The following is a 15,177-nucleotide window of genomic DNA, read 5'->3' as shown; positions in this document are numbered from 1 at the left end:
CCTCTTTCATTACAACGACTCGCGTCGATATTTTTCTTCTTCATACGCATCCGGTAAATCAGAAATCGGACGTTCGGCTTCTTCCCAGGATTCCGACTCGACATCCGGTTCGATGAACTGATCGTACGAGCCGTCAGATCGGTAAAATGGTTTGACGACCTTTCGTTTCTTGTCTTCACGTTTTGGCACGCGAAATCCCTCCCTAAGGCTAGAAAGTTACTGACGAGAATCAAAATACGGTGAAAAACTACCTTCGACTTCTTCGTACGGATCGATATACGATTTCCGACTCGTTTTCGTCTGACGCAATTGATTGATTTGTACCCCTAATTTAGCGGTTTCTGATGATAATTTCAAGTCGATTTTTTGACTTTCTGCAACCAGCTCTTGAATGACGGCTTGATTGGCACCGGCCAGTAAGTTCGAATGAGCGGCGATGAACGCTTCCCGTTCGTTCAACAAGTTCTGGATTTTCAGTAACCATTCGTCATAAACGTCTTCGTCCGGCGTCTGCTCAAGCAGTTCCATCAGATGTTTTGTCTTCAGACGGAGCGGATCAAGCGGACTCATCGTTGACGCGCGAGCTTCATCGCTTCTTTCCACGTTTCGCGGAATTCTTCCGCAAAACTAATCACTTCGTCGATTGCCACAACGTCATTCTTGACGTTGGCATCAATTAAACGACCTTGCATATAGTCATACAAGTTATTTAAGTCTTTTGACAAGGCAATCGATTGATTAAGCGTCAATTGAAGCTCAAGGATGATTGCCTGCGCTTTTTGAATGTTCGTGTTTTTTTGTTCAATCAATCCTTGTTCGATTGCACGCTTGGCGAGCATGGAGAACTTAATTAGTCCTTCATACAACATCAACGTTAAGTCTTGTGGTAAAGCGGTTGTAACCGAGTTCGTTTGGTACGTTGCGTATGGGTTCGCCATCTGAAATCCTCCTTATTGTCCTAAGTATGAAGCGAGTGTTGCCGATTGGCTGTTCGCTTGGCTCATCGCCTGTTCCATCGCTGCAAAGCGACGATAGTAAGCATTCTCTTTGCTAGTTAATTTATCTGCCCACGTCAGCATACTCTTATCAAGATCGGCGAGGGATTTTCCGAGACGGTAAGTCGTCGAGACAGAACCATCAAGTCCTGCGACCTTCGAAATTTTATCTCGCATCGTCGTCGCGAATCCTTGGATTTGGCGAACAAATCCGTCAAGTCCAGCTGTACCCGGAATTGGATTTCCTTGAGCATCTTTTGTCGGTTCCGGTGCATCGGTCGTAAATAGTTTATAAACGCCTTCCGGTTGTTCCTCAAGCATTTTCTTCAGTTTTGTTTCATCCAGCTTTAACTTTCCTCCATCGCGGAAATCACTTGTTGAGGTGATACCGATTTGCGACATATAATTCAGTTCAATCGTTTTTGAGTCAGCTGTGTATGAGTAACCTGTGTCGATTTTTGCAGAAATCGCACTCCGGAACGAGTTCATTCCGTCGCGTAAGAAACTATCATTTTTCAAGACACCACTGATAGCTTTCTCTTCCCATTTCTTGACTTCGTCTTCACTTAATTCCTTTCGCTGCGCATCCGTCAACGGTTGGAAATCACGATACTTTTCTTCCCGAACTTTTTTATTCATCTTATCAATCATCTCGTTATACTTATCGACAAACTTCTTAATCGAATCAAAGTTCGCTTGCGTATCGAGTTTCGTGTTGAGGGTCGTAGCTGTCGTTGCTGTCCCGTTTAATGTGATTGTCAGACCGTTTTGCGTAAAGGTGTTGGTCCGTTGTTCGAGTTCCTGACCGCCAATCGTATACTTTGCATTTTTACCGTCCTGCCCCATCGTCAGTGACTCGGAGTTCACAATCTCGGAATTGGCATTCGCATCACGAATCGTTATATCTGCCCCACTTGGATTCAATTTTCCGGTGCTTGTCTTCGTTAAAACTAGTTTACCTGTAATATCGTTATAGACAGCACCCATTCCGAGACTTGATTTAGCATTGATAGCTGATGTTAAATCTGACAATTTTTGCGTCGCATCAAGCGAAATCGTTTCACTGATTGCTTTTCCGTCAGCAGAAAAGCTATTGATTTGAACATTGATTTTTCCATCTGTCACAGTAAACATCCCACTGTCAGCAAGCGTTGTATCTGATGATTTTCCTGCCGTTGTTATCATCGTTACGGATGCTGCTGATGCTAACTGACCAATCTTATCAATCGTCACACTACCAGCTGTCGCTGCTGGACTTGCTGTCACGGATACTTTCGATGAATCCGAACTTGTCGCAGTCTTCGCTGTATAATTTTTCGATAACAGCATATCACTTGCTGCCGTTCGTAAATCAAGTAAGCCACGGTTCATTTCGCGGTAAGCGTCACGTTGCCAGGTTAATGTTTGTTTCTTTTGTGAAAGACGATCCACCGGTGCCCGTTCTGCCTGCATCAATTGTTTAATCATCGTTTCTGTATCGATCCCACTTGCGAGACCACTAAGACGTATCCCTGCCATCCAATCAGTCCTTTCCCTTAAATCCGTTTATCGATCAGTTGATTAAATTCCATGAAAGCGGCAAAAAAATCGAGTTCCTTTTTACTCGGAATTTCTTGGACGACATGGTTATTTGTATCGACGACTTGAATATAAAATTCATTGAGTTTTTCATGTTTGATAAACTTTAAGCCTGTTCGTTGTGATTCGAGCTGGACATTTGCCTTTTCAATGGCTGTTTCAAGCTTTGCGATATGTTGCGGTGTCGGTAGAATAACGACTCCATCCTGTGCCAAGTCCTCTTGATTCGCTTCGACGAAGACATTTCGTGTCGCTTCGTATGGTAAGACATTTTCAGGCAGGTGAAGCCGAATTTCCGTGTTGATGGAATTCATAGACAAACACTCCTTTTTCTTCTCTATGTAGTATATCGGCATCTTCCAGTAAGTTGTAATACCTGATTTAAAAATCAATAGAAAAAGGCCATGGAACGAGTCCACGACCTTTAAGTAAATTGTATGACCAATTACGATTAACGGAGTAATTGGAGAACGCCTTGCGGCTGTTGGTTTGCTTGTGCAAGCATAGCTTGTGCTGCTTGCGCAAGAATCGAGTTCTTCGTTTGGTTCATCATTTCTTTTGCCATATCAACGTCACGAACGCGTGATTCAGCCGCTGTCAGGTTTTCAGAAGATGTTTTAAGGTTGTTGATTGTGTGCTCGAGGCGGTTTTGTGTTGCTCCGAGTTTAGAACGCTCTGCAGATACTTTTTGAATTGCAGTATCGAGAACTTTAACAGCAACGTTTGCTTGACCTTGGTTACCAACTTTTAAATCTTTAACACCTAAAGCAGAAGTACCCATATCTTTAAATGCTAATTGAATGTTTTGTCCAGTGTTAGAACCGATGTGGAAAGTTGCTTGTCCATCTGTGTTGATGTTAGCAGCAGCTGTTGTTTCTGTAAAACTTGAAAGTGCGTTTGTAGCAGCACTTCTCACGTTTCCAGATGCATCTTTAACAGTTACAGTAAGACCATTGATTGCTGCACCTGAACCACCTGCTGCTGCTGTGATAGAAAGATTTTTATTAGCATCCGCAGCGAGTGTTAGGTTAGTATCCCCAGCAGCACCGTTAGTTGTTCCTAATGCAGCTGTCGTAAGTGCTCCAGCAGTAAATGAGTTCGTAACAGTCGCTCCATCTTTTACATAAGAGACACTGATTACGTCAGTTGCTGTGATACCTAAGTTGTTTCCGTTTTTATCAGTTAAAGTTGTCAAAGCATCTGTTAAAAGACTTGCAGTAGCAGTTTTAACTTCTGTATTTTGGTTAATGTTTGCTACAGCAGCTGCTTGTCCTTTATCCATTGAACCGTTTAAAAGATTTTTTGTATTGAATTGAGTTGTATCGCGAATACGATCAACTTCTTTTCCTAATTGGTTAACTTCATCTTGGATGTTTGTACGATCTGCATCAGTATTTGTATCTGTAGCAGATTGGACAGAAAGTTCACGCATCCGTTGAAGGATATCATGCGTTTCATTAAGTGCACCCTCAGCAGTTTGAATCATTGAGATACCGTCTTGTGCGTTACGTGAAGCTTGATCAAGTCCACGAACTTGTCCGCGCATTTTTTCAGAGATTGCAAGACCAGCAGCATCGTCGCCCGCTTTGTTGATGCGAAGACCTGAAGCTAATTTTTCCATTGATTTGCTTTGAGCAGCAGAAGCGCTCGAAAGTTTGTTGTGTGTGTTAAGTGCTGTAATGTTGTGATTGATAATCATTGTAAGTTTCCCTCCATAGGAATAATTTTTTTGTCTCTTTGAAGATCCTTCTTCTCCGAGATGCGCCCCCTGGCCGGCCCAAGAGTAGCGCGGTGGTTGTAGTCGATGACTGCTTCCACTCTATATATCGTCGCCGTACCGAAATGTTTAACAGTTTCTCTCAAAAAAAATAAAAAACTTCAAACAAAAATCGCAGACGCTGTTTCCGTCTGCGATTTCTGATTCACAGACGCGTCGCGCCTGTCTCTTCCTGTAGTTGTTCCGCGACGGCGACGAGCTCTTCCATTGCACCGTTGACTTCACCAAGTGAAGCCGCTTGATGGCTTGATGCCTGCAAGACCTGTTCCGCGTGTTTCGATGCTTCTTCGACCATCGCAAGGATATTTGCCGTCGTCAATCCAACCTGATCGATTTCCTTGTCTGACTTAATGACAAGTTGATCAACCGACTGGACACGTGAATAAACACTCTCTGTCGACTGGTGAATCTCTTCAAACGACGAACCGGCTTGTTCGACGAGTCCGACACCAGTCGCAACTTCTTTTTGGACGTCCGTCATCGCATTAGCTGTATCGTTAACAAGACGTTTAACACCGGAAATTAAATCCGTGATTTCTTTGGCTGATGTTGCTGTTTGTTCCGCGAGTTTCTTAACTTCTGCCGCAACAACGGCAAAGCCACGCCCGGCGTCACCGGCCCGTGCTGCTTCAATCGAGGCGTTGAGACTGAGTAAGTTCGTCTGGGCCGAGATGTCACTGATAACATCGGTAATCCTCGAAATTTCACCTGTCATGCCGGTTAGTCGACTGTTCAATGTCGCTGATTGTTCCATCTTACTTGAAATCATATGCATCGCTTCGACAGAATCTGTCGCCAGCGTCTTCCCGTTCTCAGCTTCCGTCTGCATGACGGTCGCCGATTTCAACGCTTCATTCATTTCTTTTGCGACTTCATCCATCGTCCGTTTAACGGCACCGAGCGCGTCCATCGACAGATAAGCTTGATCGACGTTTTCATTCATCTTCGTCGATAGCTCTGCCATCGCAGAGCGGATGCTTTCGCCTGATGCATTACCTTCTTGGACAGCAGCCGCGATTTCCTGCGCTGACGCCGTTAATTTATCACTTGAATTGCCCATCTGTGTTGCCTGTTTGCGGATATGTAAGACCATGACTTCGAGTTCATGCATCAACTGATCAACTTCGTCGCCGCGTTTTGCTTCTTCGAAATCAACGTTGAAATTACCGTTTGCGACTTCACGCGCTGTTTCCGTCGCCTTTTCAATCGCTTTAATCGGTTGACGGAGAATCAATTGGATCAATGCTGAACCAATGATGGATAAAACTAAGCCAATCCCGGCACCTAACCAAATCGACGGTCCGTCAGCGACATTAAGTCCTCGGTTTAAGAACAACGTCAACTGTGCTGAAATCCCACCAGTAATGACTGAAATCGCCAAGACCCAGACAAACAACCGCATCTTTAAATTTTTGCGTAATCTACTCATCTTCGAAACTCCCTTTCCTGTTTCAAATCTCATCACCTTACTTATCGGCAACTTCTGAGGACGCTTTAAGTGAATTGACCTGATTTTCCAGTTCTTTCTCATCTCATTTTCACCACAAATGAAACGCCATGCACAAAAATACCCAATCAACACTTCCTATAGAAAGAAAGTCGATTGGGTATCTTTAATTTTAGAACGTTACTTACGGTCAATCTCGACGTATTTATACGAGATATCTGTTCCGACATTATGACGGGCCAGGTTTTTGACTTCTGTGTTTTGGAGGAAGGCATTTTTTCGTTGGTAGACCGGTGAGATGGCTTGATCGTCAAGCAACATCGTTTCTGCTTCGCTTAACAGTTCCAGACGTTTATCTTGATCGAGTTCGTTTTCCGCCTGTTTCAAGAGACCGTCATACTTCTTGTTCGAGTAGTCCATCATGTTAAACGGATTTCCTGTCATGAACAAGTTCAAGTACGTTGTTGCATCTTGATAATCTGGAGCCCAGCTCGCGAGTGACAAGTCGTAATCCCCTCGTCCTTCACGCGCCAATCGTTCTTTTTTCGGCAGTGACAACAGTTTAACGTCGACGTTTTGTTGTTTCAGTGAACCTTGGATGTACTCACCGATTTTCTTCGAGACATCGTCGTCTTCAATGATCATCGTCAGCTCAAGGTTTTGACCAGCCAAAACTTGTTTCGCTTGTGCCGCGTCAAACGACGATTCGATTTGACGTGTCTTGTCGTATTTCGGATCAAGATCCTGCGGGACAATGTAATCAGCCGGCAATGAACCGTTTCCGAGCAACGTTTCCGTCAGTGCTTTTTTATCGTAGGCCGCATCAATCGCCTGACGTGTCTTCTGATCTTTGAGCGCGTCCGTTTTTTGATTCATCCGAATGAAGAACATCCGCGAATCGCTGAACGTGTTGTACTCTTTTTTGTTTTTGTACGTGACGACGTTTTCTGAGTTGAGTGGTGCAACGTCGAGTTCGCCTGTTTCAAACAAGTTGATCGCGAGCATCGGATCTTTGATGATTTTGACATCGACTTCGTCGATCTTGACGTTTTTCCGGTCGGCGTAGTCCGCGTTTTTTGCGAGCGTATAACCTTGCTCGGCCTGATATTTTTTGAACGTGAACGGTCCGTTGTAGACGTTCGTTTTCGGATCCGTTCCGAACTTGTCGCCTTGCGCTTTGACGATGTCTTCCCGGACCGGCATGTATGTGCCAAACGTCGTCATGCTGAGGAAGTACGGTGTCGGGCGTTTCAGTTCGATCTGTAACGTTTCGTCGTCGATGACTTTCGTTTCCTTAACCGGCTCGAGCAGATACGCGAACGGTGAATTCGTGTCGATGACGCGCTCATATGCATAACGGAAGTTTTCCGCTGTAACCGGCTTGCCGTCCGACCATTTGGCATTCGGGTCGAGCTTAAACGTATAGACTTTTCCGTCTTCCGACACGCTATGCGACTTCGCTGCTGCCGGGACCAGTTCATTGTTTGCATCAAAGCGGTAGAGTCCTTCATAAATCTGGTTAAAGATATTTGACGTGATGGCGTCTGCCGGGTCGACTGACAGGAGATCGTAACTTTCCATCGTATGCAGGACTTTCTTTTCGTTCTTATTTGGTGCTGCTTGTTCCGTATCCGTTGTTGAGCATCCTGCAAGCAGGAACGCCGTACTTGCCGCCGCGATCAATGTCTTTTTCATCAAAAATTCCCCCTAAAGATAATGTGCGTTGGATGATTCGGCGTTCCTTGACGTAAAACAAAAGGCGTCCTCTATGCACAGCAAAAGCTGATGCATAGAGGACGCCTTTATCCGCGCGGTGCCACCTCTAGTTGAGATTAAAAATCTCCTCTTGTCGCTGGTCCAACAACCAGCTAGCCCGTTAACGGAGGCAACCGTCCTGTCTACTGAATCGTTCAACAGGCTCTCAGCGGTCCATTCCCTAATCAGCTTACCGCGTCAGGCTCTCACCTTTCCTGACTCGCTTTGTCGGCAGTGTTGACGGTACTTACTCCGCGTCGTTGATTTGTTTGATATGGCTTAACTTGTTGTTTACTTTACACGGCTTGTTTTCTCCTGTCAACGAAAAAAACTTAGAACGGATGGTCTTCTTTGCGTTCCTGTTCTTTCCGGACCGGACGGGGACGGATCGGTTCGACACGTTCAACATGTGTCCGCGTAATGATCCGGTTCACGAATGCCGCATCAAGCAAGATCGTAATCGCTGCAGCTAGATGCAAGAACATGCCGACGACCGGAATGACACCGACTGTTGATGCAACAATCCCGACGATGTTTCCTTTTGAAACACGGCCGGCTCTTGCCGTCAAAACGACGACCACGATATGGAACGCTAACATAACCCAAAGCGCATTGTAACCTGTTCCAAAGACAATAAATAATCCACCAAGCACCGGAATCCCGAGCATTGCCTCTAAACCACCTGATACCCACTTCAACGTCCGTAATGAATCTTTCCGACATTCCATAACGTCGCCTCCTCTTTTTTTCCATATGTGTAGTATACGACAAAAAACGGAGAAGGTTTCAGATTTCCTTTAGAATGTGAACTTGTTTTTTTATGTCGTCACTTCATCATATCTCACCAATTTTTCAATGCCTCAGTTTCCGGAGTCCAGGCGCAACTCCTGCGGGAAAAGGAAGGGCTTGTCCCTTCCGTCAGGAACAGGCAAGACCCGGTCGTCCGAAGAGGACGATCGCGGCTTGCGTTCCGCCCGAGGAAAGCGCGCCACCGGACAACCGGAAACGATATCGTATTTATTTAAAAAGTGGACAGACCTGTGGTCTTTGAACTCTACAAAAAAAGCCCACTCGCATGGACTTTCTACAAAACAATTATAAGCCAAGCACGTGGAACTGATAACCGCGTCCAACAACGAACCCGGCATCTTTATACAAATCAAGCGCTCGTGCGTTGTCTGTCTCGACGTCGAGCTCAAGTTGCGTCCGCCCGGTCCGGAACATCGCTTGGACCATCAGCTTCAACATTTTCTTACCGTATCCGTTGCCCTGTGCTTCCGGGCGGACGGCAAAGGCATGAATGCTCGCCTGCGTGTCTGACGCCAGATAAGCCCGAATGACACCAACTGGCTTGCGGTTTGCGACACCGATGAACGTGACACGATCATCCGACTCAATCGCTTGGTAAATAGATTCTGCCTCGTCTGCCGTGTTGCCGAATGATGAACCGAGTGTCTCAACGATGAACGGACGATCGTCCGCTGTCGCTTCCCGCAGTTCGAAATCCGGATCCGCTTTTAAGAACAATTGCGCTTTTTTCAGCACCATGTTGTATTCCGTCATCCGGTATTCAGCACCAAGTTGACCAAGGACCGCTTGGCCGGACTCGCTTGCGTCATCAATGACGAACGTAAACGCTTCGACGCCTTGCGGACGTGCCGCTTCTTTCGCTACTTCGACAAGTGTCTTAAAGACACCTTGCTTCCGGTAATCTGGATCGACGAAGACATTGAGTTCCCACTCCGTCGGCAAATACGCGAAGGCCTGCAGATAACCGATTAATTTCGTATCGTCATAAATCGCGAAATCATTTTGTCCGACCCAATCCGCCGCGACTTTCAATTCAATTCCGTCGTGATCGTTGACACATTTCTCAAGTTGCAATACTTCTGTTGTTTGTTTGACTTCTGTTACTGTCCATTCCATTTCACTTCACCTCAACCTTTACTATATCGGACCATCAAAAGAAGCACTAGCAAAAGCTGGTGCCCCTTGCAGTTTACTTATTTTAATTTAAATGTTTTCATCATCGCCGGGACATCCTTTGTGATCAAGTGAGCGATTTTTTCTTTACCGACTGCGCCTTTGACGGCTTCTGTCGGTTGGACATAATAATACGTTTTGTTGCCTTTTATTCCGAGATACGTCCCGTACCCGACTTGTTTTTCAAATTGTTTTTTTGATAATTTTTTCGGTTCAAAGTTCAAGTTGACGAGCAATTGGTCTTTGCCCTTCACTTTATAATAAAGCGAAAACGTCCCGCTTCGTGTCACGGTCCCGTATTTCGTCTTAACGGTTTTGTTTTTGACGACGTCGACCTTGTCTTGTTTGATTGCTGTCTGTAGAGCAGTCGTCGCTTTGACCGAATAACCGAACTCTTTATTTTGAACCGTTCCTTTTTGATACGTCACGTTGCTTGCGCCGAAAGCTGTCACTGGAATTAGACATGCCCCGATTAATACCCCTGTCATTGCTAGTCGTTTCATGCTAACTCCCCCTCAACCCTTCGATAATAGTTAAATTCCCTTTTGTGAAATAGGTAAACTCTATTCTTGAAAAAGATTTGACGGAATTGTCTAAATTTCTTACGATAGAAGTAACGAAACGAAATGGGGTTAAACTGATGGCTGAACAAGAACAATTAACGCAAGAACAGCTCGATAATCTGCTGAAGAATTCGTTTGCGATGCAGGTACCAATCCTCGAGAAGTTCATGAAAGATACACATGACCGCTACGCACTCGCGACGACTTCTTTCAAACGCGATATGAATACGATGAAAGAAAGCGAGTGGCACCAGTTCTTTGCCGGTAAATTGTTACCACACTTCTTCCTCGAGCACCTCGGATTCGGCGCCTCGTTCCGCTTCAACGGACACGACAAAGAAGTTGATTTGCCGGAAAACGTCGTCCCTGTTCGTAATGACGCCGATGACCAAATCGCAAAAGTCGTTCTGGGTGTCGAAAAAGCAATGAAAGACATGCACATCAAAAACCATGGCTTAGTTGCGAAATTCTACCAGGAAACACTCGAACTCGCTTGCCAGATGGGCAGCCGTGTCGGGATGAGTGATGAATTCTATACACTCGTCAAACCAAGCCTCGTCCAAGCAAACGACTCTGAATAAACCGCACGTTCCGCCCTTCATCATGTATGAAGAGCGGGACATTTTTTATTTTTCCTTGAAGCAGACATAAAAGCAGGCGCCTCCGAGTGCACTCTCTCGGACACCATACGTCAAGCCGTGACTGTCAAGAATCAACAGGCTGATCGCAAGGCTGTGTCCGGACCCACCGTCTTGTTTGACGTAAACGTCGCCCGATCCGCCTCCGCGACACATCTGGTGACTTAGCGGTCTGATGACACATTGAATCACGACAAACCGCGTCAGTCTTCACACCCAGTGGAGCATGACAAAGTTTGTCTTTTTGTATCCTAAAATAATCTTCTTCAATTTTGCGACTTTATCATCTTTTATGGTTTTGTATTCTTTCCGTTTTCCTCTCGATCCGTGCATCGTATAAGACGGTTGCGTCCACTTTCGAAGCTCGACTTCTACGGAAAAAGGAAGCTTTGCTTCCTTCAGGAACAAGGGAGACCCGGTCGACTGCCAAGGCGACCGCGGTTTCCGTTCCGCCCGAGAAAAGTGAGCGAAAGAACCTGGACGCAATCTCCCACCTTCCCCTTTTTTCACTTACCCCCCAAAAAATGATTCACTTTTTTTGAAAAATAAGTCTATCTGTCGAACTTTGATTGCAATTCAGGGACAGATACTCCGATACTAGAAAGAGAGCTAAAAATTCGAGTGAGGAGATTCAGCTATGACTTTTTTCAACGCGATGCAACGACTTAGTCGTTCGTCCACATCCCCTCTGTTGATCGGAGGGCTAGAACTGTCACATCCGGAACGTATGGAACCGTTTTTCAAGCAGACGACGGATGCTGTTTTTTTCTTCAATCACCTCGGTGAAATCATTTATTTTAATGAATACCTTCCGCAGATGCTCGGTTATTCGCAGGAAACGTTATACGAACATTTCGCAGTCTTCAATCCACCGGAACAGATTGATGCCGTGACTGCCTTTTTCAAACGTGCCCTTGCCGGGGAAACCGTCCATTATACAGCGCAAGGACTGCACGTCGATCAACATCGGCTGACGTTAAAAATCACCAACATGCCGATTGAACAAGATGGTCAGATTGTCGGCGTCTACGGCGTTGCCCGCGACATCACCCGCGAAAAGCAACTCGAACATGATGTCGCGCAAATCCGCTCCCAACTTGAACTGACGGAACAGATCGCGGAACTCGTCGTCTTCAAATATGATCCGTCGACACGAACCATCGAGTATTCCCCGTCCTTGATCAACTACTTAGGCCTTGATCCAGAGAAGCCCGAACACTTGTGGAATGAACAAGTGCACCAATGGATTCACCCACGTGACTTTGACCCACTCAAGTTTCAGATGATTCGGCTGCTCGACGGAGAACTCGATACGTTTGAACAAGAGGTATCCGTTCTAAATGCCAATCAAGAGTATCAACTCTTACGTTTAAAAGCGTTGCGACGAGACGGTCTGAATGGACCGATTTCAGTTATTTTGTACGATTTATCGGAAGTCGATGAAGTTCGGCGCCAACTGAAGCTCGAACGTGAACAGACAAAGGAAATCTACGAGGCGCTCGAAGCGGCGATTTCACAAATTGATTTATCAAGTGGACGGCTGCTGTTTCATTCCAAAGGATTCTTCCAGATTTTCGAGGAGCTGCCAAAAGACTTGATTCTCAGTCAAGACTGGTTGTTTGAGCGACTGGACCCGCGTGATAAACCGGCGATGAAACAGTTCATCAAACGCCTAACCTCCGGGAAATCCGGCACAATCCAGTATCGACTGCTGTTTCCAGATGGCCGTCGCAAATGGGTCGAGGATCAACAAATCCCCGTCTTTCAGCTCGATGGATCGATTGCCTATACGAACAGCATCATGCATGACATCACGTTACAAAAAGAATATGAAGAACGGTTGCAGCAACTCGCGATGCACGATTCTGTCACCGGTCTGCCAAACCGGATCTCGTTAACTGAAACCATCAAGGACTGGATGCAAACGAATACCACCTTCTCGATTTTATCGATTTCGTTTAACCGGATTTCTGAAATCAACAATGCATTTGGTCATGCGTCCGGTGATCAGTGGATTCAAGCAACGAGCGCTCTTCTCTACACATCAAAACCAGATGAAGTCTTTTTTGGTCATCTCGGTGGCGATGAATACGCGATCCTCATTCCGTCCAGCTTCAAGCAAGACATCACATCGTGTGCCGAAGCCTTGCTCACGTTATCTGATGCACCGATTCTGATTGAGCCATACGCCTTGTTTGCCCGGGTCTCGATTGGGATCAGCCGTTTTCCGGATGATAGTCATGATCCGATTGAGCTGATGAAACATTCATATACGGCACTGCGGCGTTCGCGCCGAGAAGACCATAGTGCCGTCCATCATTATGCGTCCAATCTCGATATCGATTACTATCGCCGTTACCGCCTCGAACAAGATTTGCATTACGCGATTGAGCGGAATCAACTGTTTCTTGAGTACCAACCGAAAGTCGATAGCTGGACTGGGAAAATCATTGGTCTCGAAGCCTTAATCCGGTGGCAACACCCGGAATGGGGACGGATTCCACCAAATGATTTTATTCCACTTGCAGAAGAAAGTGCACTCCATATCGCGATTGGCGACTGGGTCGTCGAGACGGCGTGTCAGGCGATGATCAACTGGTCCCGTGCCGGTGCTGAACTTGTTCCGATTTCCGTCAATGTCTCCCCAAAACGGTTTTTGATCCCCGGGTTCGAGCATCAAATCGAACAAGCTCTGACAACGTACCAGCTGTCGGCTGATCTGCTTGAACTTGAAATCACGGAAGCCGCCTTGATCATGGATGACCCGAACATCAGTCGGACCCTCGAACACTTAAGTCAGCTCGGTGTTCGGATTGCTCTCGACGACTTTGGAAAAGGATACTCCTCAATGGTCTATTTGCAACGTTATCCGATCAACGTCGTCAAGATTGATCGGCAATTTGCGACGCATATCGCGAAGGATCGAAAAGCGCAAGCCATCGTCAAAAGTATTCTTTACATGGCAACAGAGTTTAATCTAGCCGTCATCGCGGAAGGAATCGAAACATTACAACAACTCGAGATGTTCCGGTTCTTGAACTGTCCGAATATCCAAGGTTATTTATTTAGTAGACCGGTATCGGCAGAGGTGATGGAAAGTTTCCTCTTACGGGAAGTGTTGTATCCGATTGAAGCCTGTTCCCTTGCGTCCGATACCATTCCCAGTTTCTCCGTCTCAGGAAAAATCAAGATGCTGAAACATCAAAATCAAGCCTTTGATTTTAGTTTTTCAGACATTCAGGCACACCGGACGAGTACCCGTCATCTCTACTTCACGACGAAAACGCCACTGCCGTTGCAGACCGCGACGTTTGAAGTACGGCTCACCGAAGGGATTCAAATGGTCTCCTGTACCTTGTCCATCATCGCCATCGAACAGGGACAATATGTCGGACAATATGCAACTGTCCAAGAAGCTGAACTGGTCTTACGTTTTTTCCAGTCTCTTCGCTATACCGGATAATACCAGCACTAAGGTCGTTCTCGCACGCCTTAGTGCTTTTTTGTTATAGTAATGAAAAGTGTGTAAAAAGGAGGGATTCGATGCCCGCTGCTGAACAGGCCAAACGACACCGCCGTTCGACAAAATGGCAACTGGTGCGCCGCCTGTTGTTATTGACGATTGGGGCGGTTATTTTTGCGATTGGATTAAAAGGGTTCCTTGTCCCGAACAGCATCATCGATGGCGGGATCGTCGGAATTTCAATCATCGGCTCCAAGCTGACGGACTCGACACTCGCCCTTTGGCTGTTCTTCCTCAATATTCCGTTCATTTTTTTTGGTTATAAACAAATCGGAAAAACCTTCGCTTTATCCACACTGTATGCCATCACGGTCATGGCGATTGCGACGAAGTTGCTCGAAGACATCGGTCCGATGACACGGGTCGATTTGCTTGCGACGGTGTTCGGAGGACTGATTCTCGGAATCGGGGTCGGGATCGTCATCCGGGCCAGCGGTTCACTCGACGGGACGGAAATCTTAGCGGTCTCGTTCAGCCGATCAACGCCCTTCTCCGTCGGGGAAATCGTCATGTTCTTCAATGTCTTCATTTTAGGGGCTGCCGGTTTTGTCTTCGGCTGGGACCGGGCCATGTATTCGTTGATCACTTACTTCATCGCCTTCAAGACGATTGATGTCGTCATCGACGGGCTCGATCAGTCGAAAAGTGTCTGGATCATTTCTGAAAACCATGAAGAGATTGGTCTTGCCATCATGGACCGGCTCGGTCGGACGATGACGTACCTAAACGGGGAAGGCGCCTTTTCCGGCGATGACAAAAAAATCATCTTTTGTGTCATCAGTCGGTTGGAGGAAACGAAGCTGAAAGAAATCGTCCGTGATTTCGATGAAGAAGCTTTTATCGCGATCGGAAACATCCATGATGTCCATGGCGGTCGTTTCAAGAAAAAAGATATTCATTAACGTACTCTACTAGAGA

At 46.2% G+C, this 15,177-nt stretch carries 16 protein-coding genes and 1 other annotated feature; of the genes, 3 read left to right on the top strand and 13 right to left on the bottom strand.

From position 1 onward, the window contains the following. Positions 1 to 9 precede the first annotated feature (9 nt). From P402_RS0104120 to P402_RS0104070, 11 genes are all read right to left on the bottom strand, one after another. On the bottom strand, positions 10 to 189 hold the full coding sequence (locus P402_RS0104120; RefSeq protein WP_026827549.1) for a hypothetical protein: 180 nt from the start codon (positions 187 to 189) through the stop codon (positions 10 to 12). A 27-nt stretch (positions 190 to 216) separates the two neighbouring features. Further along, positions 217 to 570, bottom strand: coding sequence for a hypothetical protein (locus tag P402_RS0104115; RefSeq protein WP_026827548.1), 354 nt, complete (start codon positions 568 to 570; stop codon positions 217 to 219). After that, complete coding sequence (fliS, locus tag P402_RS0104110; protein ID WP_026827547.1) at positions 567 to 938, bottom strand: flagellar export chaperone FliS; 372 nt, start codon at positions 936 to 938, stop codon at positions 567 to 569. Before fliS ends, P402_RS0104115 begins: the two co-directional genes overlap by 4 nt. Before the next feature lie 12 nt (positions 939 to 950). Continuing rightward, positions 951 to 2,513: a flagellar filament capping protein FliD gene (gene fliD / locus P402_RS0104105; RefSeq protein ID WP_026827546.1), complete on the bottom strand. Its 1,563-nt coding sequence runs from the start codon at positions 2,511 to 2,513 to the stop codon at positions 951 to 953. A 17-nt stretch (positions 2,514 to 2,530) separates the two neighbouring features. Next, the gene (locus P402_RS0104100) at positions 2,531 to 2,887 is read right to left on the bottom strand and encodes a flagellar protein FlaG (protein ID WP_026827545.1); all 357 of its coding nucleotides are present in this window, start codon (positions 2,885 to 2,887) and stop codon (positions 2,531 to 2,533) included. 137 nt (positions 2,888 to 3,024) lie between these two features. Further along, on the bottom strand, positions 3,025 to 4,272 hold the full coding sequence (locus P402_RS0104095; protein ID WP_026827544.1) for a flagellin N-terminal helical domain-containing protein: 1,248 nt from the start codon (positions 4,270 to 4,272) through the stop codon (positions 3,025 to 3,027). A 223-nt stretch (positions 4,273 to 4,495) separates the two neighbouring features. Next, entirely contained in the window at positions 4,496 to 5,779 is a 1,284-nt protein-coding gene (locus P402_RS0104090) for a methyl-accepting chemotaxis protein (RefSeq protein ID WP_026827543.1), read from the bottom strand. A 198-nt stretch (positions 5,780 to 5,977) separates the two neighbouring features. Further along, positions 5,978 to 7,492 carry a peptide ABC transporter substrate-binding protein gene (locus P402_RS0104085; protein ID WP_026827542.1) on the bottom strand — a complete coding sequence of 505 codons (1,515 nt, stop codon included), beginning with the start codon at positions 7,490 to 7,492 and terminating at the stop codon, positions 5,978 to 5,980. 94 nt (positions 7,493 to 7,586) lie between these two features. After that, positions 7,587 to 7,822: a binding site (T-box leader), on the bottom strand. 62 nt (positions 7,823 to 7,884) lie between these two features. Then, a complete protein-coding gene (locus P402_RS0104080; RefSeq protein ID WP_026827541.1) occupies positions 7,885 to 8,280 on the bottom strand; it encodes a hypothetical protein in 396 nt (131 codons plus the stop codon). Positions 8,281 to 8,647: 367 nt separating this feature from the next. Continuing rightward, a complete protein-coding gene (locus tag P402_RS0104075; RefSeq protein WP_026827540.1) occupies positions 8,648 to 9,478 on the bottom strand; it encodes a GNAT family N-acetyltransferase in 831 nt (276 codons plus the stop codon). Between the two features lie 77 nt (positions 9,479 to 9,555). Further along, positions 9,556 to 10,038: a hypothetical protein gene (locus tag P402_RS0104070; protein ID WP_026827539.1), complete on the bottom strand. Its 483-nt coding sequence runs from the start codon at positions 10,036 to 10,038 to the stop codon at positions 9,556 to 9,558. 137 nt (positions 10,039 to 10,175) lie between these two features. Between P402_RS0104070 and P402_RS0104065 the strand changes: the two genes are divergently transcribed. Continuing rightward, complete coding sequence (locus P402_RS0104065) at positions 10,176 to 10,679, top strand: hypothetical protein (RefSeq protein ID WP_014971216.1); 504 nt, start codon at positions 10,176 to 10,178, stop codon at positions 10,677 to 10,679. 45 nt (positions 10,680 to 10,724) lie between these two features. On the opposite strand, the gene P402_RS16905 is transcribed toward P402_RS0104065, so the two are convergent. Then, on the bottom strand, positions 10,725 to 10,928 hold the full coding sequence (locus P402_RS16905; protein ID WP_200868716.1) for a hypothetical protein: 204 nt from the start codon (positions 10,926 to 10,928) through the stop codon (positions 10,725 to 10,727). Positions 10,929 to 10,946: 18 nt separating this feature from the next. After that, positions 10,947 to 11,222 (bottom strand): hypothetical protein, encoded by a 276-nt coding sequence (locus P402_RS17135; RefSeq protein ID WP_026827538.1) that lies wholly within the window; start codon positions 11,220 to 11,222, stop codon positions 10,947 to 10,949. Positions 11,223 to 11,373: 151 nt separating this feature from the next. Here P402_RS17135 and P402_RS0104055 point away from each other — a divergent pair, with 151 nt between their 5' ends. Both P402_RS0104055 and P402_RS0104050 read left to right on the top strand, forming a co-directional pair. Then, on the top strand, positions 11,374 to 14,199 hold the full coding sequence (locus tag P402_RS0104055; protein WP_026827537.1) for a sensor domain-containing protein: 2,826 nt from the start codon (positions 11,374 to 11,376) through the stop codon (positions 14,197 to 14,199). An 80-nt stretch (positions 14,200 to 14,279) separates the two neighbouring features. Further along, on the top strand, positions 14,280 to 15,161 hold the full coding sequence (locus tag P402_RS0104050; RefSeq protein ID WP_026827536.1) for a YitT family protein: 882 nt from the start codon (positions 14,280 to 14,282) through the stop codon (positions 15,159 to 15,161). Positions 15,162 to 15,177: the final 16 nt, after the last annotated feature.

The organism is Exiguobacterium sibiricum 7-3, from assembly GCF_000620865.1.
In the GTDB taxonomy this organism is placed as follows: Bacteria; Bacillota; Bacilli; order Exiguobacteriales; family Exiguobacteriaceae; genus Exiguobacterium_A; species Exiguobacterium_A sibiricum_A.
Note: the sequence above shows the minus strand (reverse complement) of the source record. Positions and strands in the feature narration are given on the sequence as shown.